Consider the following 24,039-nt stretch of genomic DNA (forward strand, 5'->3'; position numbering starts at 1 on the left):
AATTTCATTTAGCTTTTTGTTGTAAGCTGCGATCAAGAGGGGCGGGTAACCCCTGGATTAATATAACGCATAGTTCTCAAAAGATGCTCAGATTCTTAAAATGGGTGTCTGATTCTCAGGCGCTAAGGCTTGAGCGCATGCCAGATTAATTTATTTACGTTAAACGTTTTTTTTGGTCATTTTTAAAGCTTTTCACAGTGTAAAACTTATCCACATATTGGGCTATATGGCTAAAATTTCGTATTTTTGATACTTATTGTTTTATCATTATTTATGAGCGAAGAATTAGAACAGAAGTCGAATTATTCGGCGGATAATATACAGGTTTTAGAAGGATTAGAAGCGGTGCGTAAGCGCCCTTCAATGTATATAGGCGATACCGGTGTAAAGGGTTTGCACCATTTGGTTTATGAAGTTGTAGATAACTCGATCGATGAGGCGCTTGCCGGGTATTGTACTGACATTTTTGTAACTATACATGAGGGTAATTCCATTACCGTTGAGGACAATGGCCGTGGTATCCCTACAGGAATTAATACCAAAGAAGGTAAGTCTGCTTTGGAAATCGTAATGACGGTTTTACACGCTGGTGGTAAATTTGACAAAGATACCTATAAGGTTTCTGGTGGTTTGCACGGTGTGGGGGTAAGTTGCGTTAACGCTTTATCTACCCATGTAAAAACCGTTGTACATCGTGAAGGAAAGATTTTTACACAGGAATACGAAAGAGGTAAGCCTCTGTTCGATGTAAAAGAGATTGGTACTTCTGATCGTACAGGTACTATTCAAACCTTCCAGCCAGATGCTGAGATTTTTACCCAGACTTTAGAGTACAGGTATGATACGCTGGCGGGTCGTTTGCGTGAATTAGCCTTCTTAAATAAGGGGATTAAACTAACGCTGACAGATGAACGTGAAAAGATGGAGGATGGCTCATTCTTATCAGAAACCTTCCATTCTGAAGGTGGTTTGAAAGAATTTGTTGCCTTTTTAGATGGTACACGTACTTCGTTATTGGTTGAACCTATTTATATCGAAGGAATTAAGAACGGCGTTCCGGTAGAACTGGCATTCCAGTATAACGATAGTTATTCTGAAAATGTTCACTCTTATGTGAATAACATTAATACGCATGAAGGTGGTACCCACATAGCAGGTTTCCGTCGAGGTTTAACCCGTACATTAAAGAACTATGCCGATAAAGAGGGCTTACTGAAGAATGTGAAAATGGAAATTACCGGTGATGACTTCAGGGAAGGCTTAACCGCAGTAGTCTCTGTGAAGGTAGCAGAGCCTCAGTTTGAAGGACAAACCAAAACCAAATTGGGTAACAGTGAGGTGATGGGATCTGTCGATGTTGCCGTAGGAGAGGCTTTAGGTAACTATCTTGAAGAAAATCCAAAGGAAGCTAAGTTAATTATCAATAAAGTAATCTTGGCGGCTACTGCCCGCGCTGCGGCACGTAAAGCCCGTGAAATGGTTCAACGTAAGAGTGTAATGGGTGGCTCGGGTTTACCGGGTAAACTAGCCGATTGTTCTGACAGTGATCCTGAAAAATGTGAGATTTTCCTTGTAGAGGGAGATTCGGCAGGTGGTACTGCGAAACAAGGTCGTGATCGTAACTATCAGGCAATCCTTCCGTTAAAGGGTAAGATCTTAAACGTTGAGAAAGCTATGGAGCATAAGATCTACGAAAACGATGAGATTAAAAATATGTTTACTGCTATTGGCGTAAGCATTGGTACACCTGAAGATGATAAAGCGCTTAACTTAACCAAACTCCGCTACCACAAAATAGTAATTATGACAGATGCGGATATTGATGGTTCTCACATTACCACTTTGATCCTGACATTCTTCTATCGATATATGAGAGCATTGATCGAAGCTGGTTATGTTTACATTGCATCGCCACCGCTTTATCAGGTTAAAAAAGGTAAGGAGTTTGAATATTGCTGGAATGATGTACAACGTGATGCCGCAGTACAACGCTTAAAAGGCGCTGGTAAAGAAGATAGTGTTCACATTCAACGTTATAAAGGTTTGGGCGAGATGAACGCTGAGCAGCTTTGGGATACAACCTTAAACCCTGCAACCCGTACGTTAATGCAGGCAACTATCGAAAGTGCTGCAGAGTGTGATCATACTTTCTCGATGTTAATGGGCGATGAAGTTGCTCCTCGTAGAGAATTTATCGAGCGCAATGCGAAATATGCAAAAATTGATGCTTAGATAAGCAAATCATAAATGTAAAGCACAGGCTTTATAAATAAAAAGCTCTTCAAGGACAACCCTGAAGAGCTTTTTGCTTTTAAGATATAAAACTATAGGATGTAATAAGAGCCTACCTGGGCCAACTCGGTTTGAGGCTTGTCCTCATACAGTTTGTTGTCATCTAGCATTTGACAAAGATCTCTTTCAATGTTCCTGCAAATTGTAGTTGTAGGGGTATCAGTTGGCTTGTTTTCAAATGGATCCTGAAGATGGACAGCCATTTTCTCCACCAGCAGGAAAAAGGCAGCAATAGCTACTACCAATGGTATTTCCATGTAGCCAAAGTATTCGATTAAACCGAAAGGTAAAAGAACTATGAACAAATGGATAGACATATTGATATACTTACTATATGTTACCGGGAATACTGTGTTTTTGATTCTTTCTGATCCTCCCATGTGGTTACACAATGCCGTTATGGTTTTATCTATTTCAATTTGTTGATATTTATTAATCCAGCCTTCGTTTAAAGCCCTTTTAAGGTCCATGCCATGAAGTTCTAAGATAGAGGTCGTAACGTTTTTACGTTGCTTTAAAAAAGCAAGTTCATCGGCATCCAGATATCTTTCCAAGCCTTTTGTTGGAGAAAAACCTCTTAAAGCCTGACTCAAGGCATAACACCAGGCAATTTGTCGCTTAATAAATTTCTCCTTAAACTCATCTACTTCTTCAAGTCCGTAGGGATTTTCTACGAAGGATAAAATCTGCCGGGAAATGGATCTCGAATCGTTAACTATAGCTCCCCAAAGCGTTCTGGCTTCCCACCACCTGTCATAGGCCTGATTAGATCGAAAGGCAAGCAATAGGGAGATAATTGTTCCCAATAATGCCGGTACAGCTACTGGAATAGAAATTCTTGTAACATGAAAATTTTGATAAAGAATCACAATGCCAATCGAATAGGCAATCACAAAAAATAATTCTTTCTTTATTTTTCCAAAAATGTAAGTAAGCGGAATATTATTACGTAGCAGCATGATATAAGAGTTTAAAAGTGATTAATTAAGCACTTGCGGTATGCAGTTGCTTTTCTTCAATTCTGGTGTCAATAAGATTTTCCTGAGCTGGGATGTTTGCAGTATCTAATACCAGAACTTTACATCCGGCGCGTTCAGTTAAATATTTTGGATCAATGCTTAATTTATTGATCGGTTTGAAGTTATAGTCTTTAGGATAAGCGATGCAGTCTACCTCCAGGTTTTCGATAAAGTTCTTGAACGTAGCAACGGTGCTTCCGTAAAAGTATTCAATACCTACGTTTAATCGGTTCTGATAAATGTTTTTGTAATTGTTTAAAGATTGATAAAATTCATCGCTGATGATTTCGTAATCCCTGCTTCTTCTGGTAAGCATAAGCATGTCATTCATCGAATCAGATATTTTAAAAGCGTGTATAAAGACGATCTTGAAAGTTTCCTGAGGTTGATCGTGTATTAACGCCTCAATGATTTGAACACTTTCTAAATTGAAATCTGTTGGAACAAGTACGGTTTTCATGGCTTTTATCTTGTTTAAATAATTAATTTATACAAGTTTACAGCCCTGAAATAAGAGCGGAATAAGAATGAGATTAAAATTAGATTAGAATTTACCTGGACAAGAGTGAAATTACTCCTTTTGGCTATTTTTCTGTAAAAGAAGTGATTTTTATTGGTATTTATTTCATTTTTAATGAAATAATATCATTTTTATTCTTAATAGTGATTAAAATTTTACCTGCTGTAAATGATGAGAGGCTATATTATAAATTTAGCTTAAAAGGTTAGCTATGTTGAAGTAAATAACCATCCCGAATAAGGTAGCAATACTTTGATTTCTGTACCAATACCTTCCTGTGATTTAATAGCAATACTGCCGCGATGAAGCCTGATAATGTTTAACGATAAAGGCAGGCCTACACCATACCCTTTATAATCATTTGTATTAGAAGCACGGAAGAAAGGTTCAAATATATGCTGGATGTCTGACTGTGGAATGCCAATGCCTTGATCGGTAACCGCGATAGAAATGGTATTACCCGTGTTTTCAATTAGGATATGAACAGGTTTATAATTAGAGTATTTGCAGGCGTTACTTACAATGTTGCTTATTGCCAGTTTGATGAGGTTTTTATTTACCCGTGCAGTTAGCTGTTCTTCATTTTCTGGAAGTTTACTCAGGTCGATTTCAATTTTGCTATCCGTGTGCACTTGCTCTACCGAATCTTTAATTTCCCATAATAACTCGTCCATTCGTACCTCTTCCCAAGGTTGGTTTTTTCCGTTAAAGCCCGATTGTGCCAGACCCAATAAACTGGTTAAAATGTGCTCCAGCCGATCTGCTTCGTCTTTTATTTTCATTAGCGCCCGATGTTGATTTTCTGGGGCCTGATCGGATTTAATGGCCAGTTCAACCTCTCCGCTAATGATTGTTAGTGGTGTTCTGAGCTCATGAGAAGCATTACTGATGAAATTATTCTGCGTTTCAAAGGCAGTTTCCAATCTGTTAAGCATATTATTAAAAGTTTGGGCAAGCTGCGACATCTCATCGCTACCCTTTTTTACATCCAGCCTGAGGTGAAGGTTTTCGGCCTTGATCTTTTTTACACTTTTAATGATATTTCTTAATGGCATTAGCATGTAGTTGGAAAAGCGCCAGCCTACCACAAATGATAAGATGATAGAAAGGAAAAATCCAATGATGAGGATTTTTTGCAAATCTTTCAGCTCCCTAAAGCCAAAAGGATCATTTGCGGAAATGATCACAATGTAATCGCGATTGCCAATTTTAAAATATTTTCCGGCATAAAAGTGGTTTTCTACCCGATAACGGGCCATTTTTCCGGAGTGTATGTTTTGTGCGAATTTTTCAGGTAGTACTATGTCTGCTTTTAAACTGTTAACTTTTTTAGGGTCGGCTTCGATAACATATGCACGCTCAGCGGGCAATCTTTCTAGATATTGATTACGCATCTGCGCATAGGCTTTATTATTTTCATCTTCATAAAGCTTAAGCTGTGCCGTAATTTTGACCCTGGCCTCTAGCCTTTTATAAAAATCTTCAAAAGCAAATTCATTTGAAAAGTACCAGACAAAACCGCTTAAGAGTGATATAATCACCGCAGAAAGAATAGCAAACAGCAGAGTGATTTTTTTCGCAATCTCCATTATTTCTCTTTTAATACATAGCCTAGTCCAACGGCTGTATGAATGAGCTTCTGATCTGCATTTTTATCTATTTTTTTTCGCAGATAGTTTACATAGACATCTACTACATTAGTGCCTAAATTAAAATCGATGTCCCACACACTTTCTAAAATATCAATACGGGAAAGGATTTTAGATTTGTTTTTGGCCATAAACTCCAACAGGCGATACTCTGTCGCAGTCAGGATAATATCTTCTTGCGCTCTTTTTACAGTTTTCGCAGTCAGATTAATCTGTAAATCAGCAATATTGATGATTTGATCCTGGTTAACTATGCCACTGTACCTTCTTAACAGCATTCTGATTCGGGCAAACAGTTCGGCAAATTTGAAAGGTTTAATCAGGTAATCGTCTGCTCCATTATCAAGGCCAGTTACCACATTTTCTGTTGTACCTAGTGCGGTGAGCATAACAATAGGGGTATTGGGTTTTTCTTCTTTAATAATCTTACAGAGCTCTAAACCATTTATGCCAGGGAGCATAATGTCAAGTATGATAAGGTCAAAATTGTTTTCGAGCGCCATTTGTTTACCTGTAGAACCGTCAGGAGCAATACTCACAGTGAACCCTTCTTCGGTTAATCCTCTGGAAACTACCGAGACCACATTAGGCTCATCTTCTACTAGTAATAAATTCATTGATCGCAAATAATCTAAAAAAAGGGAGATAACAAAATCCTAAAATAAACTTGTTAAAGTTTTTACCTCCTTTTAACCAAAACAGGCAACATTTGTTTGATGATTTTTAGTTTTCATAGTTTGATGTATAAAAAACGCCTGAAAAAGTAAATCTGATAATGATGATTTGCTTTTTCAGGCGATACAATGTTCTTTTAAAAGAGACTTAACTTCCTTTTTCAGATTTTTCTTTTAATGATTTCAATCCGTCTTCAAAATCTTTACCAATCATACTGTCCATGCTTACGAAAACACACATCCATTTGCTGATCAGGTTATTTTCACCGCTCATGGTCCAGATTACTTTGTTCCCTGTTCCATCAGGTTGAATATCAAATTTAGTATCGGCAAGGCTTTCAAAAGGTTTAATAAACTTGAGCTCGATGTCGATCATCTTACTTGGCTCTACTTTGACAATTTTCATCTGTCCTGTTCCTGTTTCTTTTCCTTCCCACTGATACAAATGCTCAGGTTGAGCTGCCGGACCCGAAACGGTAACTTTTGCTGAAGGTTCCATTTTTGACCAGGGATTCCATTTCACAAATTGATTGAAATCTGCAATATTGGTATAAATTGTGGTGTCGGGCGCATTGATTACTGTACTTCTGCTTACAGAATAAGTTTTAGGCAAGAAAAGTCCACCAATAACAAAAATTAGGGCAAGTACGACAATAATGCCGATGAGGATTTTTAGAAATTTCATAATAAGTTCGATTTGGTTTACTTAAAGTTATAAATAAACCTTGAATTTAAACGAAATTCTAAGTTAAATTATTGGGAATTGTGGTTTAGGCGAATTGATTTTAAAGTGCATTAAATCTGCGATGGATTGTGCTTTTTGCTTTATTGTATCCGCATTTTCTCCCTCAAAAAGATCATCTACGGTATGGAAAAAGATATCTTTCCATACTTCAAACTGTTCAGATTGCAAAGGTGTCTTATCATTAATGTCAAAGTGTCGGATCATGGGATTTCCTTTGTAAACAGCCTTGCCAAACAAAATACTTTCCCAAAAATCGTACATTTTTGGTAGGTGATGTGACCAATCTACTTTGGCAATATCGGTGAAAATCGGGCCGATTAATGGATTTTCCTGTACACTATTGTAAAATGTATCTACCAGCAGGATCAGGTCGTTGCGGTCATTAATATCTTTTTTCATGAGAATCTTTAAGGTTAAGAAATCCTAAAACCAGTAACGTTAAGAGCTTAATGCTTTCGAAAATAATGTATAGAATATGGTGATAGCTTTGTTTTACCACAATTCCCTGAAGAACTAATCTGGCTCTTTCATCTAATCGTGGCAAAAGCCACAACGTATCTAAAGCCATTATAATAATCAATGTAATCAGTAAACAACCTTTTAAACTTTTTGGTTTGGTGTGATACATTGAAAACGTTAGGAGCAGCACGAGTAGTATTTCAATTTTGCTTAGTGCCTGAAAAACCAGTTGTCCTATGCCTAAGCCGAGTGGGATGGTAATTCCAGGTGCCTGGAATTTTAGTGGTGCTTCAAGAAAACTGATGCCTGCGATTAATCCAGCCCAAAAAAAGGTGCAAAAAACAGCTAAATATCTTTTCATTTCTGAAGACAAATATCCGACTAATAAGCGTTTAAAAAGTGATGCTGATCAGGAAAATAAATTATTTTCGAAGTAAAAGCTCCATTTTATCGTAATCGATAATGGCTTTGTATTCCCAAAGAATATCACCTCCGATAATACTGGAAATAGGTGGGTGGCCAAACTGTTGATAGGTTTCGCTAACGGATTGCAGATCAAATGCTACCGTTTCGTAGTTTTTGATCTTTAATTTACCAATTTTTAGTTCAGGGATGGTTGCCTGAATGGTAGTGGTGGTGGTAAACAAAGTAGCTGCATTAATTTCTTCAGATGTTTGCAGGGTTTCTGAAAGGTGCTCTTCAATTAATGCCTTGTCAAAAACGCTTCTGGATGCTCCGGTGTCAATAACAGCAAAGTGTTTCTGCTTAAAAACAACAACTTCCACCAAAAGGTGGAAGCCGTCGTCTTGTAGGTTGATTAATTTTAAAGGGATTGAAATGGTTTTCATTGAATTATACCAGATTCATCTCTTTTAAAACATTATTCATATTTCTTACTGCATCAGCACTTTTGTTAAATGCAGCTTGTTCTTCATCATTTAATTTAAAATCAATGATCTTTTCCCAGCCCTTTCTTCCGATAATTACCGGTACACCCAAACAAATATCGTTTTGACCATATTCGCCTTCCAGTGATACACAACAAGTGAAAAGTTTCTTTTCATCGCGTAAGATGGCTTCTACCAATGCAGCTCCGGCTGCTCCTGGCGCATACCATGCAGAAGTACCAATAAGCCCGGTTAAAGTTGCTCCTCCAACCATGGTGTCGGCAGCTACTTTATCCAGTGTAGCCTGATCTAATAAATGACTAACGGGTAAACTTTGATAGGTGGCAAGCCGTGTTAAAGGAATCATGGTGGTATCTCCATGTCCACCAATTACAAAGCCTTGTAGATCGCTCGGATTGCAATTTAAAGCTTGTGAAAGATAGAATTTAAAGCGGGAACTATCCAGGGTTCCACCCATGCCGATAATGCGGTTTTTGGGTAAGCCCAGAGATTTTAAAGCTAAATAAGTCATGGTATCCATAGGATTGCTGATGACAATAAAGATAGCTTCAGGAGAGAATTTTAATATGTTTTCTGCTACACCTTTAACAATGCCAGCATTAATCCCAATCAATTCTTCTCGGGTCATTCCGGGTTTACGAGGTAAGCCAGAAGTAATGACCACAACATCAGATCCTGCAGTTTTGCTGTAATCTGCGGTTACTCCCGATATTTTGGTGTCAAAGCCTAATAGGGTGGCTGTTTGCATCATATCAATGGCTTTGCCTTCTGCAAAACCCTCTTTAATGTCAAGCAATACCAGCTCATTGGCTAATTCTTTGCGGGCAATATTATCTGCACAGGTTGCGCCAACTGCGCCTGCGCCAACAACCGTTACTTTCATTGTATCTGTATTTAAGGTGTGCTCATCTTCCCCAAGATGGGATTAATTTGTTGTTTAAATATTAGTCGAAGGTAGAAATAAATATAAGGTTTAAAAATGCTTTTCAAAATTTTATCTAGAGCTTTGGTAGAGTACCCCGGGTTAAGTATTCGTAATCCATAAACTTATAGCACTACAGGTTGTAATCAACACATATCAATAGTTATTGATTAGCGATCCGGATGCTTTGCTTTGAAATGAAGGTCATGTTAATCAGGCCTTATTGCCTGGGAAAGCGACCGATTTTTCATCGGGACCTGAACAGAAGGCAGATTATGGTAGCCAATGCAGCGCTGAACTTGTACTTCTAAATAATGGAAAAAAAACTTTGAAAATATTCGGCTATTGAGTGTCAGCTATTTGTAGCGAGAGCCAAATGTCTGGTCTGTTTTTGTTGATAAAATCTGACAAAATCCCCTGTCAAAATCCTTATTTTTGAAGAACCGTTTGTATCCTGAAACGGTTGATTCTGGAGAAAAGCTTATGTACTTAATTTTTGATACTGAAACGACGGGTTTGCCTCGTAATTACAATGCACCGATTACCGATACCGATAACTGGCCGCGTTGTATACAAATTGCCTGGCAGTTGCATGATGAGATGGGGAGGATGATCGAACATCAGGATTATTTAGTTAAGCCAGAGGGCTTTAATATTCCGTATGATGCTGAGCGGATTCACGGAATTTCTACTGAGCTTGCCGATGAGCAGGGTATAACTTTGGCGGAAGTTTTGGAAAAGTTCAATATCGCCTTATCCAGATCAAAGTTCATTGTCGGTCAAAATGTTGGCTTCGATGTTAATATTATGGGTTGCGAGTTTCACCGTTTTGGTGTAGCGAACATACTCGCCGATCTTCCTGTGCTTGATACCTGTACGGAGGTTACGGCAGATTTATTAAAGCTACCTGGAGGTAGGGGTGGAAGATTTAAATTACCAACCTTAACTGAGTTGCATGCTTATCTATTTGGAGTTCCGTTTAGTGAGGCACATAATGCCACCGCCGATGTGGAAGCCACAACACGCTGCTTTCTGGAATTGATTAAGAGAGAGGTATTCAAAAAAGAAGAATTACTGGTAGATGCCGAGTATTTCCCCCGTTTCAGGGAAGTTAACCCTGATGCAATTGGCAGTTTTGGCATCCAGCACATTAACCTCAAGGCTGCATCTGATGAGATTCGCAAACGCATTCAAAAAGCCGAAGGTGGAGGCGTTTCCCAAAAAGAACTTGAAGAGAATAGACAGGAGCTTGCTGCTGCAACTTTTGTACACTTACATAACCATACGCAATTTTCGGTGCTTCAAAGTACCACCAGTATTTCTGATTTGGTAAAAGCGGCAGCGGCACAGAAAATGCCTGCTGTTGCAATGACTGATCACGCCAATATGATGGGTGCATTTCACTTTGTGAACCATGTACTTAATCATAATAAGGCTGCGGAAGCTAAAAATGCAGCGGCAATTGAGGCGGGAGAACGTCCGACTGAAATTGTGATGAAGCCTATTGTGGGCTGTGAGTTTTTCGTTTGCGGAGATCACACAGATAAAACACGGCAAGATAATGGCTACCAGATGGTGTTGTTGGCGAAGAATAAAAAAGGCTATCATAATTTAGCTAAAATGTCGTCAATTGCCTATACAAAAGGTTTTTACTATGTTCCCCGTATCGATAAAAAGGTAATTGAGCAATATAAGGATGACATCATTGTGCTTTCGGGAAACCTTTATGGCGAGATCTCTAATAAGCTCCTTAACATGGGTGAAAACCAGGCCGAGGAAGCATTGCTTTGGTGGAAGGAACTTTTTGGTGCTGATTTTTATGTGGAAGTTATGCGGCACAATCAGGAAGATGAAAACCGGGTAAACACCTCACTTGTTAATCTCGCGAAGAAACACAGTGTTAAGTTGATTGCAACGAATAACACCTATTATATTAATAAAAAGGATGCCAATGCCCATGATATTTTATTGTGTGTAAAGGATGGCGAAAAGCAGGCAACACCGATTGGGCGTGGAAGAGGTTTTCGTTTCGGATTACCTAACCAGGAATATTATTTCAAACCTGCTGATGAAATGAAAGCGCTTTTTACCGATTTACCGGAAGCGATTTTAAATATTCAGGAAGTTATTGATAAGGTTGAAATTTATAAACTTGCCCGTGAGGTACTATTACCTAAATTCGATATTCCCGAAGAGTTTCAGGTAGCAGATGATTTAACTGATGGAGGAAAGCGTGGAGAGAATAAGTTTTTACGTCATTTAACCTACAAAGGTGCAGAAAGACGTTATGATGAAATCACAGAAAGTATCAGGGAACGGCTAGATTTTGAGTTGGCCACAATTGAAAAAACAGGTTACCCGGGTTACTTCTTAATTGTACAGGATTTTATTGCCGAAGCGAGAAATCTGGATGTATCAGTTGGGCCAGGCAGGGGATCTGCTGCAGGATCAGCGGTAGCTTATTGTTTGGGAATTACAAATATCGATCCCATTAAATATGATCTCCTTTTTGAGCGTTTCCTTAATCCGGATCGTGTTTCCATGCCCGATATTGACATCGACTTTGATGATGAGGGGCGTGGAAGGGTAATGGACTATGTAATTAATAAATATGGTGCTAATCAGGTAGCGCAAATCATCACCTATGGTACCATGGCAGCTAAGTCATCTATCCGGGATACGGCCAGGGTACTGGATTTGCCGCTTTTTGAAGCCGATAAGATTGCTAAGCTGATTCCAAATATGAAATTGGCGAAGATTTTCAATCTGGATGAAAAGAGTTTGAAAGATGCTTTACGCCCCGATGAATATGAACGGGTGCTGGAGCTGAAAGCCCTTGGCGCAGCGAAAGATTTAAGCGCCGAAACCATTCAGCAGGCGCAGGTTTTAGAAGGATCAGTACGTAATACAGGTATTCACGCCTGCGGTGTAATTATTACTCCTGATGATATTACCAATTTCGTTCCGGTATCAGTAGCCAAGGACTCGGATTTATATGTGACCCAGTTCGATAACTCTGTTGTAGAAAGCGCTGGTTTACTGAAAATGGACTTTTTGGGGCTTAAAACGCTAACCTTGATTAAGGATACCGTTAAATTGGTCAAAAAGCGATACAACATTGATTTGGATCCTGATAAAATACCTATTGATGATGTAATGACTTATGAGCTCTTTCAACGTGGTGAAACCATCGGGATTTTCCAGTACGAGAGTCCGGGGATGCAGAAATACATGAAGGAACTTAAGCCAACGGTTTTCGACGATTTAATTGCGATGAACGCATTGTATCGTCCGGGGCCGATGGAGTATATTCCGAGTTTCGTTCGCCGTAAAAATGGGGAAGAAGAAATTCAATATGATTTGGATGCCTGTGAGGAATATTTAAAGGAAACTTACGGAATTACCGTTTATCAGGAGCAGGTAATGCTTTTGTCGCAAAAGCTGGCCGGATTTACCAAAGGTGAGGCCGATGTTTTGCGGAAGGCAATGGGTAAAAAACAAAAAGATGTACTCGATAAAATGAAACCTAAGTTTGTTGCTCAGGCAGCAGAGAAAGGCCATGCCGCGGCTACATTAGAAAAAATCTGGAAAGACTGGGAAGCATTTGCTTCTTATGCGTTTAACAAATCCCATTCTACTTGTTATGCCTGGATTGCTTATCAAACCGCTTATCTGAAAGCCCATTATCCTGCAGAATATATGGCTGCGGTACTGTCCAATAACATGAGTGATATTAAGCAGGTGGCCTTCTTCATGGAAGAGTGTAGGCAGATGGGCGTAGTAGTTTTAGGCCCGGATGTAAACGAATCTGATCTTAAGTTTTCGGTAAACATGAAGGGTGAAGTCCGTTTCGGCATGTCGGCTGTTAAGGGAGTAGGCGAGAAGGCGGTAGAAAGTATTATAGAAGAAAGGACTGAAAAAGGGCCATATAGCAGTGTTTACGATTTTGCCAAGCGCTCCAACACCCGTATTGTTAATAAAAAAGCTTACGAAAGTTTTGTTTATAGTGGTGCTTTTGATGCATTTGGTAATCATAGGGCGCAGTATTTTTATATCGGTCCGAATGATAAGATGAATGGCATTGAGAAAATTATCAAATATGCCAATGATTTCCAGAATAATGAAAGTACCTCTCAGGCCTCACTTTTTGGTGGTTCTAAAGCCGAATTAATTTTAGAACCCACTCTTCCGGTTTCGCCGGAGTGGGCTTTGATTGACCGGTTGAAATACGAAAAAGATGCAATCGGGATCTTTCTTTCCGGGCACCCATTAGATAATTATAAGCTTGAACTGGATAGGTTTTGTACACACAACGTTAGGCAGCTCAGCATTATCAATAAAGTAAGGATGGGCGATACCAACGAAGAAGTCTTAGCCGAATTTAACAAATTAACAAATAGAGAACTTTGCGTGGGTGGTTTAGTGGTTACGGCTTCTCAGCGAATCACCAAAACAGGAAAGCCTTTCGGAACCTTTGTTTTTGAAGATTATGATGATAGCTGTGAGATGGCCTTGTTTGGTGAAGATTTCTTGAAGTTTAAATCATTCTTAACTGAAGGATATTTTTTGCAGATCAGGGGGCGTGTAGGGGAGCGTTTTGGAAAGGCGGGCGACTGGGAATTTAAAATTACCGCAATTAACCTTATGTCGGAACTGAGAGATAAATTAGCGAAAAGCATTACCATTCAAGTGCCGATAGAAAGGGTAAATGAAGAGCTGATGCGCCAGATTGAGGAGATTTTAGCAGACAATAAGGCAAGTACAGAACAGCAAAACTGTCAGCTCAATTTTGCCATTTATGATCGGGAAAAAGAGTTCATGCTGGATTTACCCTCCAAGAATTTGAAAATAAATCCTAATAATAAGTTTTTGGAACAATTGATAGGATTAAATGTTGTTAATTACAAGTTAAACTAAGATATGCTCTGCTACACCAGTTGTATTTCAGTTATTTCTTTTTGATAGGTAAATCTCGCGGTAAGTGTATTCAGAAAGGCATAAAGACAGAAGAGTTTTCTAAATGTCAAATTGGCATTATAATTTAGCTGGCATTACAATTGAATACCTATATTTGAACATAAAAAATTAATTATGGCATTAGAAATCACAGATGCAAACTTCGAGGAAGTTGTGTTAAAATCAGATAAACCCGTATTAGTAGATTTTTGGGCAGAATGGTGTGGCCCTTGTCGCATGGTTGGTCCGGTAGTAGAAGAAATCGCAAAAGAATATGATGGTAAAGCGGTAGTTGGAAAAGTTAACGTGGATAACAACCCTCAGATTTCTATGCAGTTTGGTATCAGAAACATCCCTGCTTTATTGTATTTCAAAGACGGTCAGGTTGTAGATAAACAAGTTGGTGCAGTTCCAAAATCAATTTTAGCAGATAAATTGAATAAGCAATTAGCTTAATCAACCGAAAATAATACAATATAGCCTCATGGCTTGTAACATATTTAAAACCCGGATTCATTTGATGCATCCGGGTTTTTTATTGTCCCATTTTTTTTGTTGTTTTAAACAAAACTAACATCCTATGAAATTAAATAATCAGCAATGCATTAGGTTATTAACAGCTGGTCTTATTCTTACCTGCGCTAATGTATTTAGCGTTTCTGCACAAGTGGAAACGGGAACGCCATCTGCAGACTACAAGCCCGCATTTGCAGGTCAAACCCGTATTACAGCGGTTAAAACTCAAACACCTTTAAATATCTCGATTTTAAACAGCAAACTGGAAAACCCTTGGGCCATTTCTGTAATGCCAGATGGACGTTTCCTGATCACACAAAAGCAGGGCACGATGGTCATCCTTAGCACTGATGGTAAGCTACAAAAGAAAATAACAGGCCTTCCAGAGGTTGATCCTTCGGGTCAGGGTGGACTTTTAGATGTTACCTTAGCCCCCGATTTTGCTAAAAGCAGATTGGTTTACTGGGCGTATTCAGCGCCCCAGGCTAAAGGGGTGTTATTAGCAATTGCTAAGGGAAAACTTGCAGCGAATGAAACTACGATAGAGGATCAGAAAGTTATTTACAAAGCTACTCCGGCCTACAATGGTAAGCTTCAATACGGATCAAGGATTGTTTTTGATAAAAACGGAAACCTTTTTGTGAGTACTGGAGAACGCTCAGGTTCAGATATCAGAATTCAGGCACAATACCTCAACTCTTCCCTGGGGAAAATTCTTCATTTAACCCCTGATGGCAAACCTGTAGCCAATGGGCCATTTGCAGGTAAGGCAGACGCACGTCCTGAAATATATGCCTATGGATTACGTAACCCTGACGGATTAGCCATTAACCCACAAACAGGTGAGTTATGGGAAGCCGAATTCGGGCCTAAAGGCGGTGATGAAGTAAATATTATTAAACCAGGTAAAAACTACGGCTGGCCAATTATTACCTATGGGGTAGAATACAGCGGTAGAAAAGTAGGAGAGGGTATTCAGCAAAAAGAAGGAATGGAACAGCCTGTATATTATTGGAATCCAAGTATTTCGCCGGGAACCATTGCTTTCTATAATGGTGATGCGCTTGCCGAATGGAAAGGAAATCTTTTCGTAGGTGCTTTAAGCGGATCGCATATCATTCGATTGGTCATCAAGGATAATAAGGTTGTTGGAGAAGAAAGACTTCTTGAAAATAAAGGAGAAAGATTCCGTGATCTGGTAGGAGGAAAAGATGGTGCTTTATACGCGGTTACCGATAATGGAAATCTCTATAAAATAGCGAAGAAATAATTATTAAAACCCTGTAGCTTAACTACAGGGTTTTGTTTTTTTAATACTTTCCAAATTTATACGTTAAGCCTACACCTAAAGTTTCTTTTAATTGAAGCTTACCAATTTGGTTATCATCATAAAATAAATCCGCTGTAATTTGTGTAGAAATAAAGCGATTTACTTTCATGTCCAGAATGGCAGAATAGGCAAGAACTAAATTTTGTGGATCTTTCAGGTAATTACTAAAAATACCAAAACGATTATCCAGCACAATGTTCTCCATTAAATTGGCCTTATATCTTCCGCCAATATAAGCACCTAATTGGTAAACAAAGTGTTTCCCGGGGCTTACTCCGAAAACTTCTGTAAGTATACCGTCGCGATTGGGATCAAAAACCATTTCATCTTTCACATAGGTTAACCTGGAAGTTAATGGATGTAAACTGATCTGAAAATGATCATTTGGAATGTAATCCACCCCAAGTCCAAGGGTTAAATAACCTGGAGACAGGAAATTGGACAGATAACTTTGATCGGGTTTACTGTAATCAAAGCCTTTACTGAATTGTGTTTTGAAATTAACTGCCGCAGTGGCAAACCAGTTACTTTGGTTGATTTGATAGCCGTATTTTGACGTTAAATCAATCATGTCTTCAACCTTTGTGGTACGGTTTTCCTGTTCAGAACGTAAACCATATCCGGAGAGGATGCGGTTTTCCCAAAGATTTTTACCTTTCTTGAGGTTAAATTCATAATCTACACGGGCAGTTAAAGCTACCGAATTGATCCCTCCGGCTACCCAGTTAGAAAATGCGGCCTGGTTGAGCAGTAAGGTGTTCGATCCTCGAATGGTCCAGCCTTCTTGTTTTTTTGCAGTGTCTATTCTGCTAAGAATTTTTGTGCTTTCTGTGTTTAAACCTCCATTTGTTAAGTTTTGACCAAAACTATTATAACTGATCAGGGATGATAGTGATAATAATAAATACTTATTCATTTTTTTTGGTTAAGCGATAAAGATAATCAAATGAATTTATTTTTTAGATTTACATGATGCAAACAGTAAATTACGAGAATGAAACCAGTTATGGCAATTTAGAATTGCTGGCTAAACAAGTTGTAGAAGGTTTTATTACGGGTTTGCATAAAAGTCCCTTTCATGGCTTTTCGGTAGAATTTGCAGAGCATCGCCAGTACAATAATGGCGATAATGTTAAGAATATCGATTGGAAATTATACGCTAAAACGGATAAGCTCTACAGTAAACGCTTTGAAGAAGAAACTAACCTGCGCTGCCAGTTTGTAATCGACGTTTCATCTTCGATGTATTTTCCTGAGCCCAAAAACAACAAGCTCAGTTTTTCCATTCAGTCTACGGCATCTTTGATGTATTTGTTAAAGAAACAAAGAGATGCTTTTGGATTGAGCTTGTTTACAGATGAGATTTTATTGAATTCAGCAGCAAAATCCACAACTGTTCACCAGAAATTTTTGTTTGCTCAGTTAGAAGATCTGCTTCAAAAGCCAAAAGTAAATGCTACCACAAATTTGAGCGAATCTTTACACCAGGTAGCCGAACTGATTCACAAACGGTCGCTGGTGGTTGTTTTTAGCGATTTATTTAACACGCAAACTACTGCCGGGAAAACAGATCAATTCTTTGATGCCCTCCAGCATTTGAAATTCAATAAACACGAAGTAGTAGTTTTCAATGTTGTGGACCGTTCGAAAGAGGTCGATTTCAATTTCGATAACCGCCCTTACCAGTTTATTGACATGGAGACAGGTGAAAGTATTAAAGTTCATACCAATCAGGTTAAAGACAATTATATGCAGGCGGTATTGGCTTACAGGCAACAAATCGAGCTAAAATGTAACCAATACAAGATTGATTTGATTGATGCGGATATAAATAAAGGTTTCTACAGCATATTACAGGCTTATTTGATCAAGCGTCAAAAGATGGGTTAACTATTTATCCATTTTATATTCCCTGTACAAACATCTTGACGGTTGAGGTGTTAAAATTAAATTATCATTCATTTTTTTATCCATCCCATTATGTTAGAAAAAGGCGCAAAGGCACCAGATTTTGAGTTAAACGCTACACCAGATCAGAAAGTTAGGTTGGCAGATTTTAAGGGGAAGAATGTGATATTGGCATTCTATCCGGCAGATTGGAGCCCGGTATGCAGCGATCAAATGGCCCTTTATAATGAAACCTTGAAATATTTTAGTAAACATAACGCTCAGGTAATTGGCATATCTGTAGATAGCGTTTGGTGCCATTTGGCATTTTCTCAAGATCGAAATCTACATTTTCCATTATTAGCAGATTTTGAGCCTAAAGGCGCAGTCTCCAAAGCGTATGGCGTATATGATGAAAGAGTGGGTGAAAGTAAAAGAGCACTTTTTGTGATAGATAAGGAAGGTGAAATTGCGTGGAGTTATTTATCTCCAACCGCGATAAATCCTGGCGCAGATGGTATTCTGGATGCATTAGAACAATTAGAAAAAGATTAAGATGAGCACATTAAAACCAGCAGTAAATGGCAATGACCATATTGAGGGACCATCTTCAGCTCCGGTAGAGATTGTAGAATTTGGCGATTATCAGTGCCCCTATTGTGGACAAGCCTATCCCATTATAAAAGATATTCAGGTTTTATTTGAAGGACAGATTAAATTCATTTTCAGAAATTTCCCGCTTCAGGAAATCCATCCGCTTGCTTTTTTAGCTGCACAATCAGCGGAGGCTGCTGCACTTCAAGGTAAATTTTGGGAAATGCATAACGCCATTTATGAGAACCAGACCGGAATGAGCGAAGAGTTTTTTATAAAAACTGCCACAGAAATTGGCCTTGACTTGAAGCAATTCCAGGAAGATGTAGCTTCTGAGTCAGTAAGAGAAAGGGTAGAAGCAGATTTTGAAAGTGGTGTAAGAAGTGGGGTAAACGGTACGCCATCGTTTTATGTGAATGGACAAAAATTTGATGGTGGCGCAATTGACCTTCGCGATATGCTGAACGAAAGTGCCGGGTAAGAAAAAACCTCATGTATTTTTCAATACATGAGGTATCAGATAAGGGTAACCGGAAAACTAAAAAACTAATTATGAGTTTTTAGAATTAACAAAACTGAAATCGCTCCTGGTGTTTTGTTAATCAAAGATGCAGTTCAATTATGAAGTTTTAGTGAAGAAATTGGTGAACGATTTAATTAAGTGTAGAGAAACGGAGTTTACATCGTTAAAATGTATTTTTTTCAACTTATTCGTTAATTTGACACCGAATTTCTACAAATTACCCCTCAATTCCTGTTCACGTTCAAGAGACTCAAATAAGGCCTTGAAATTTCCTGCTCCAAAGCTTTGAGCTCCTTTGCGCTGGATGATTTCAAAAAATAATGTAGGACGATCTTCTACAGGTTTGGTGAAGATTTGAAGCAAATAGCCTTCTTCATCACAATCGACCAAAATCCCCAGACTTTCTAAAAGCGTTATTTCTTCATCAATTTTACCTACCCGCTCCGGCATCATTTCGTAATAAGCTTCTGGTGGAGCGCTCAAAAATTCTACACCTCTCGATTTTAGTTCTTTCACTGTATGCACAATATCTTTTGTCGCTACAGCAATGTGTTGTACGCCTTCACCTTCGTAATATTCTAAATATTCTTCAATTTGTGATTTCTTTTTTCCTTCCGCAGGTTCATTGATCGGGAATTTGGAATAACCGTTACCGTTACTCATTACTTTACTCATCAAAGCAGAATATTCTGTATTGATTTGTTTATCGTCGAAAGATAGAATATTAACGAAGCCCATCACATCCTCATACCACTTTACAGCTTCATCCATTCTATGCCAGCCCACATTACCTACGCAATGATCAATGTACATTAAACCAGTTTCAGCAGGCTGATATTCACTTTTCCAGGGTTGATATCCAGGCATAAATGCGCCACTGTAGTTCTTTCTTTCGATGAACATATGAATGGTTTCTCCATAGGTATAGATTCCACTCATTTTGACTTCACCAAATTCATCTGTTAAGGTTTGGGGAGTTAAATAAGGCTTCGCACCACGTTTTGTGGTCTCTTCATAAGCGCTGTAAGCATCGTCTACCCATAGAGCAAGTACTTTTACACCATCACCATGTTTTTTTACGTGTTCCGAAATCGCATGATCAGATTTAAGTGCTGTGGTGAGTACCAGCCTGATTTTACCTTGTTGTAAAACATATGATGCACGATCACGAACACCCGTTTCAGGGCCAGCATAAGCTAAGCTTTGAAAGCCGAAGGCTGTTTTATAATAATGTGCGGCTTGTTTGGCATTACCTACATAAAATTCGATATAATCTGTTCCGTTAATTGGCAGAAAATCCTGTGCTTTAGATATCTTTTCTGCAAATGTTAATGATTCCATATTGTTGTGTTGTTTGAATTGTTGTTTAACTGTTTAATTGTCTAATCGTTGAACTGTCAACTGAAAACTGTCAACTGAAAACTGTTTAATTGATGAACTGTTTAATTGTCTAATTGTTGAACCGCCAACTGAGAACTGTCAACTGAGAACTGCCAACTGGTAACTACCAACTGAGCTATTCAATATTTTCCTGCCAGCTTTTGTGGTAATTTTCGTCTTCAATATCCAAAGCCTCCTGCGTAAGCATTAAAGGTTTGAAGGGATCGATCATCACAGCCAGTTCATCTGTCTTTTCCTTTCCGATAGATTTTTCTACCGTTCCGGGATGAGGACCATGAGGAATCCCTCCTGGATGAAGGGTGATCTGACCTTTTACAACGCTTTTACGACTCATAAAATCCCCATCCACATAATAAAGCACTTCATCGCTGTCTACGTTGCTGTGGTTGTAGGGAGCTGGAATGGAATCCGGATGGTAATCGTATTTGCGTGGTACAAACGAGCAGACTACAAAGTTGTGTCCTTCAAATGTTTGATGTACAGGAGGCGGTTGATGTAAACGGCCGGTGATTGGCTCAAAATCGTGTATTGAAAAGGCATATGGATAATGATAACCATCCCATCCCACATAATCAAAAGGATGAGTACCATAGGTGTATGGATAAATAAGTCCTTGTTTTTTAATTAAAACCTTGAAATCTCCATAAGCATCATAAGTTTTTAAATTTTCTGGCAATCTAAGGTCGCGTTCGCAATAAGGAGCATGTTCCATCAATTGGCCATATTGATTTAAATATCTTTTAGGTGGACGAAGCGGACTAAAACTTTCGACAATAAAGAGGCGATTTTCTTCGCTGTCGAATTCCATTTGATAAATAGTTCCCCGTGGAACTATCAGATAATCACCATAAGAAAACCTGATCTCACCAAAGCCGGTTTTCAACTTGCCTGATCCTTCATGGATAAAAATCATTTCATCTGCCTGACTATTTTTATAAAAATAATCTGTCATTGATTTTCGTGGAGCGGCTAGAATAATATGAAGATCGCTATTGACCAAAACAGGCTTGCGACTTTTTAAATAATCGTCTTCGGGCTTGATTTTAAATCCAATTAAACTGGTATGCTTAAGGTGTTTTTCTCTGGCTATTTTGGGCTCCACGCTATAGGCTTCACCTAAATGTTTTACCATTGTAGGGGGGTGACAGTGGTAAACAAGAGAATAAAGACTCGAAAATCCTTCTGTGGATACAAGTTCTTCAGCATAAAGTTTTCCATCAGGCTTACGAAAAACCGTATGTCTTTTTGCTGGTATCTGCCCCAATTTATGATAAATAGGCATAATTGATTGATGTTAGGTTAGAAAAAATCCAATTAATAAACAATTCAAACGCGAATGCGTTTCAATTCAAAAGAAATAAGCGGATATTAAAGAGAATACTGAGCCATGATCAGCTTGGATAGCATCTTATAGCGACGTACAGCGATTGCGTCGTTCACTAAATCAATATGTAATGCTTTTAAGATCATGATTAATTGAGAGCCAAGTTAGATATTTTATTTAAAAAATGAAACTTTATTTATGGATAAATGATTATGCGGTAATTTGAAAATGAGCTTCTGATGGTCTTGTTGTGTAATTGCAATAGCTTGATTGCGTGCTTGTTATCGAGTATAAATTAAGTCTGTAGAATTACTTGGATTTAAAAATTTACGAATACTGCTTGTTTTTCACCTGCTTAAATCGCTAGCTTTACCTCCGAAATTTAACCCATTAAATTATGAAATTAGTATCCTACAAAACCGAAGATCGAGAGCATTTGGGCATTTTTGTGAATGGACACATTTACAACCTGAATAGTTGTGATAAGCTACTTCCCGATAACATGAAGGAATTTTTAGAAGGTGGAGAGGTACTAATGGAAAGAGCAAAAAGGGTAGATGATCAGATTAAGGAAGGAGCTTTGGAGGCGAAAGAAGAAATTTTTTATGAACTCTTAGCACCAGTTCCTCATCCTGCAAGTTGCAGAGATGGTTATGCTTTCAGGCAGCATGTGGCTGCGGCCCGCAGAAACCGTAAAGCAGATATGATTCCGCAGTTTGATGAATATCCTATTTTCTATTTCACTAATCATAACGCCATTCAGGGGCCGGGAGAAATCGAATGTATGCCCGACCATTTCGAAAAACTTGATTTCGAACTTGAAATTGCCGTAGTAATCGGTAAAAAAGGTAGAAACATTAAAGCTTCAGAAGCTGATGATTATATCGCTGGTTTCATGATTATGAACGACATGAGCGCCCGTACTTTGCAAATGGAAGAGATGTTACTGAACTTAGGCCCTGCAAAGGGAAAAGACTTTTCTACTGTAATCGGTCCCTGGTTAGTTACACCTGATGAATTGCTGCTGTATAAAGTGGATCCGAAAGAAGGGCATGTTGGCAATAATTACGATTTGAAGATGACCTGCCGCGTAAATGGAATTGAAGTTTCTAAAGGAAATGTTTCCGATATGGACTGGACCTTCGCCGAAATTATTGAACGTTGTGCTTATGGCGTAGATATTCTTCCCGGTGACGTAATTGGTTCTGGTACTGTAGGAACAGGATGTTTTCTTGAACTTAATGGAACAGGCTTGTTAAACGATCCAAACTATAAACCGCAGTGGCTACAGGATGGTGATGTAGTTGAAATGGAAATTACAGGATTAGGTGCCTTAAGTAACATCATTAAAAAAGCGGATAGCGATTTTTCTATTCTTGCGTTAAAGAAATAATTTAATCTAATTTTTTGAATATGCTTACGCTTAAAGCTGCTGATTTAAGCGCAGTTCAGATGCAGGATTACCTGCAGTATGCCATTGCGCCCCGGCCAATCTGCTTTGCTTCAACTATTGATGCTGAAGGGAATATCAATTTGAGCCCCTTTAGTTTTTTCAATATGTTTAGTACCAAACCACCCATCTGTATATTTTCACCTGCCAGAAGGGTTCGCGATAATACCACTAAGCATACACTTGAAAATGTAAAAGAGGTGAAAGAGTGCGTAATCAATATCGTAAACTACGATATGGTTCAGCAAATGAGCCTGGCAAGCACAGAATATGCTAAAGGAGTTAATGAGTTTGAAAAGGCTGGATTTACGATGCTAAAATCAGATTTAGTGGCTCCTCCCAGAGTTGCAGAAGCGCCTGTTCAGTTTGAATGTGTCGTTAATGAAGTCATCTCCCTCGGCGAAAACCATGGTGCCGGAAACCTGATTTTAGCAGAAATAAAACTTATCCACATCAATGAAGCAATCCTCGATCAGCAAGGGAAAATTGACCAGGAAAAAATCGATCTGGTAGCCCGGTTGGGTGGCGATTGGTATTGCAGGGTAACACCCGAAAATCTGTTCAAAGTGGCTAAACCATTAGCTAAACTCGGTATTGGTGTAGATAATTTACCTCAATCGGTCAGGTTTTCTAAGGTGTTGACCGGTAATGATTTAGGGATGTTGGGGAACATTGAAAACTTACCCACAGATGAAGAAGTTGATTTGGTAAGTTTTTTACCTGAGGTGAAAGAAGTTTTAGACGCCACTATAGGCGATGCAACCAACAGGGAACGAGAATTGCATCAACTGGCACAACAATTTCTGGCACAAAATGATGTAGCACTTGCATTAAAAATTGTTTTGCTTTAAATTTAAGTAAGGCATAATT

Annotated in this window: 21 protein-coding genes; 9 read left to right on the forward strand and 12 right to left on the reverse strand. The window is 38.6% G+C overall.

The window, feature by feature from the left end; genetic code table 11:
* The first annotated feature begins 273 nt into the window (after nt 1–273).
* Nucleotides 274–2,232 carry a DNA topoisomerase (ATP-hydrolyzing) subunit B gene (gyrB, locus tag ACQY77_RS18985; RefSeq protein ID WP_421940744.1) on the forward strand — a complete coding sequence of 653 codons (1,959 nt, stop codon included), beginning with the start codon at nt 274–276 and terminating at the stop codon, nt 2,230–2,232.
* Nucleotides 2,233–2,324: 92 nt separating this feature from the next.
* On the opposite strand, the gene ACQY77_RS18990 is transcribed toward gyrB, so the two are convergent.
* The 9 genes from ACQY77_RS18990 to mdh form a co-directional block, all read right to left on the reverse strand.
* Complete coding sequence (locus ACQY77_RS18990) at nt 2,325–3,251, reverse strand: bestrophin family protein (RefSeq protein WP_421940743.1); 927 nt, start codon at nt 3,249–3,251, stop codon at nt 2,325–2,327.
* A 25-nt stretch (nt 3,252–3,276) separates the two neighbouring features.
* Nucleotides 3,277–3,771, reverse strand: a complete 495-nt coding sequence (locus ACQY77_RS18995) for a hypothetical protein (RefSeq protein ID WP_421940742.1) — start codon at nt 3,769–3,771, stop codon at nt 3,277–3,279.
* Nucleotides 3,772–4,040: 269 nt separating this feature from the next.
* On the reverse strand, nt 4,041–5,420 hold the full coding sequence (locus tag ACQY77_RS19000; RefSeq protein ID WP_421940741.1) for a sensor histidine kinase: 1,380 nt from the start codon (nt 5,418–5,420) through the stop codon (nt 4,041–4,043).
* Nucleotides 5,420–6,097: a response regulator transcription factor gene (locus ACQY77_RS19005; protein WP_421940740.1), complete on the reverse strand. Its 678-nt coding sequence runs from the start codon at nt 6,095–6,097 to the stop codon at nt 5,420–5,422. Before ACQY77_RS19005 ends, ACQY77_RS19000 begins: the two co-directional genes overlap by 1 nt.
* A gap of 205 nt (nt 6,098–6,302) precedes the next feature.
* Nucleotides 6,303–6,839, reverse strand: a complete 537-nt coding sequence (locus ACQY77_RS19010; RefSeq protein WP_421940739.1) for an SRPBCC family protein — start codon at nt 6,837–6,839, stop codon at nt 6,303–6,305.
* 63 nt (nt 6,840–6,902) lie between these two features.
* Nucleotides 6,903–7,298, reverse strand: coding sequence for a group III truncated hemoglobin (locus ACQY77_RS19015; protein ID WP_421940738.1), 396 nt, complete (start codon nt 7,296–7,298; stop codon nt 6,903–6,905).
* Nucleotides 7,282–7,719: a hypothetical protein gene (locus tag ACQY77_RS19020; RefSeq protein ID WP_421940737.1), complete on the reverse strand. Its 438-nt coding sequence runs from the start codon at nt 7,717–7,719 to the stop codon at nt 7,282–7,284. The genes ACQY77_RS19015 and ACQY77_RS19020 overlap by 17 nt, the downstream gene beginning before the upstream one ends.
* A 61-nt stretch (nt 7,720–7,780) precedes the next feature.
* Entirely contained in the window at nt 7,781–8,206 is a 426-nt protein-coding gene (locus ACQY77_RS19025; RefSeq protein WP_421940736.1) for an aspartyl protease family protein, read from the reverse strand.
* 4 nt (nt 8,207–8,210) lie between these two features.
* On the reverse strand, nt 8,211–9,149 hold the full coding sequence (gene mdh / locus ACQY77_RS19030) for a malate dehydrogenase (RefSeq protein ID WP_421940735.1): 939 nt from the start codon (nt 9,147–9,149) through the stop codon (nt 8,211–8,213).
* A 522-nt stretch (nt 9,150–9,671) separates the two neighbouring features.
* On the opposite strand from mdh, the gene dnaE reads away from it, so the two are divergent.
* From dnaE to ACQY77_RS19045, 3 genes are all read left to right on the forward strand, one after another.
* Nucleotides 9,672–14,105, forward strand: coding sequence for a DNA polymerase III subunit alpha (dnaE, locus tag ACQY77_RS19035; protein WP_421942413.1), 4,434 nt, complete (start codon nt 9,672–9,674; stop codon nt 14,103–14,105).
* A 174-nt stretch (nt 14,106–14,279) separates the two neighbouring features.
* On the forward strand, nt 14,280–14,600 hold the full coding sequence (gene trxA, locus ACQY77_RS19040; protein WP_421940734.1) for a thioredoxin: 321 nt from the start codon (nt 14,280–14,282) through the stop codon (nt 14,598–14,600).
* Between the two features lie 124 nt (nt 14,601–14,724).
* On the forward strand, nt 14,725–15,930 hold the full coding sequence (locus ACQY77_RS19045; protein ID WP_421940733.1) for a PQQ-dependent sugar dehydrogenase: 1,206 nt from the start codon (nt 14,725–14,727) through the stop codon (nt 15,928–15,930).
* Between the two features lie 40 nt (nt 15,931–15,970).
* Here ACQY77_RS19045 and ACQY77_RS19050 read toward each other — a convergent pair whose 3' ends face one another.
* A complete protein-coding gene (locus tag ACQY77_RS19050) occupies nt 15,971–16,906 on the reverse strand; it encodes a DUF3078 domain-containing protein (RefSeq protein ID WP_421940732.1) in 936 nt (311 codons plus the stop codon).
* A 56-nt stretch (nt 16,907–16,962) separates the two neighbouring features.
* Between ACQY77_RS19050 and ACQY77_RS19055 the strand changes: the two genes are divergently transcribed.
* The 3 genes from ACQY77_RS19055 to ACQY77_RS19065 all read left to right on the forward strand — a co-directional run bounded on the left by ACQY77_RS19055 (nt 16,963) and on the right by ACQY77_RS19065 (nt 18,952).
* Nucleotides 16,963–17,880, forward strand: a complete 918-nt coding sequence (locus tag ACQY77_RS19055) for a DUF58 domain-containing protein (RefSeq protein WP_421942412.1) — start codon at nt 16,963–16,965, stop codon at nt 17,878–17,880.
* A gap of 90 nt (nt 17,881–17,970) precedes the next feature.
* Complete coding sequence (locus tag ACQY77_RS19060; RefSeq protein WP_421940731.1) at nt 17,971–18,432, forward strand: peroxiredoxin; 462 nt, start codon at nt 17,971–17,973, stop codon at nt 18,430–18,432.
* A 1-nt stretch (nt 18,433) separates the two neighbouring features.
* Entirely contained in the window at nt 18,434–18,952 is a 519-nt protein-coding gene (locus ACQY77_RS19065; RefSeq protein WP_421940730.1) for a DsbA family protein, read from the forward strand.
* A gap of 252 nt (nt 18,953–19,204) precedes the next feature.
* Here the strand turns inward: ACQY77_RS19065 and hppD are convergent, their stop codons facing one another.
* The gene (gene hppD, locus ACQY77_RS19070; protein ID WP_421940729.1) at nt 19,205–20,335 is read right to left on the reverse strand and encodes a 4-hydroxyphenylpyruvate dioxygenase; all 1,131 of its coding nucleotides are present in this window, start codon (nt 20,333–20,335) and stop codon (nt 19,205–19,207) included.
* A gap of 175 nt (nt 20,336–20,510) precedes the next feature.
* The gene (locus tag ACQY77_RS19075) at nt 20,511–21,677 is read right to left on the reverse strand and encodes a homogentisate 1,2-dioxygenase (protein ID WP_421940728.1); all 1,167 of its coding nucleotides are present in this window, start codon (nt 21,675–21,677) and stop codon (nt 20,511–20,513) included.
* A 439-nt stretch (nt 21,678–22,116) separates the two neighbouring features.
* Here ACQY77_RS19075 and ACQY77_RS19080 point away from each other — a divergent pair, with 439 nt between their 5' ends.
* Together ACQY77_RS19080 and ACQY77_RS19085 are read left to right on the forward strand one after the other, a co-directional pair.
* Nucleotides 22,117–23,112, forward strand: coding sequence for a fumarylacetoacetate hydrolase family protein (locus tag ACQY77_RS19080; RefSeq protein ID WP_421940727.1), 996 nt, complete (start codon nt 22,117–22,119; stop codon nt 23,110–23,112).
* Nucleotides 23,113–23,132: 20 nt separating this feature from the next.
* Nucleotides 23,133–24,020 (forward strand): flavin reductase family protein, encoded by an 888-nt coding sequence (locus tag ACQY77_RS19085; RefSeq protein ID WP_421940726.1) that lies wholly within the window; start codon nt 23,133–23,135, stop codon nt 24,018–24,020.
* Nucleotides 24,021–24,039: the final 19 nt, after the last annotated feature.

Origin of the sequence: Pedobacter sp. (genome assembly GCF_965279535.1) — a bacterium.
In the GTDB taxonomy this organism is placed as follows: Bacteria; Bacteroidota; Bacteroidia; order Sphingobacteriales; family Sphingobacteriaceae; genus Pedobacter.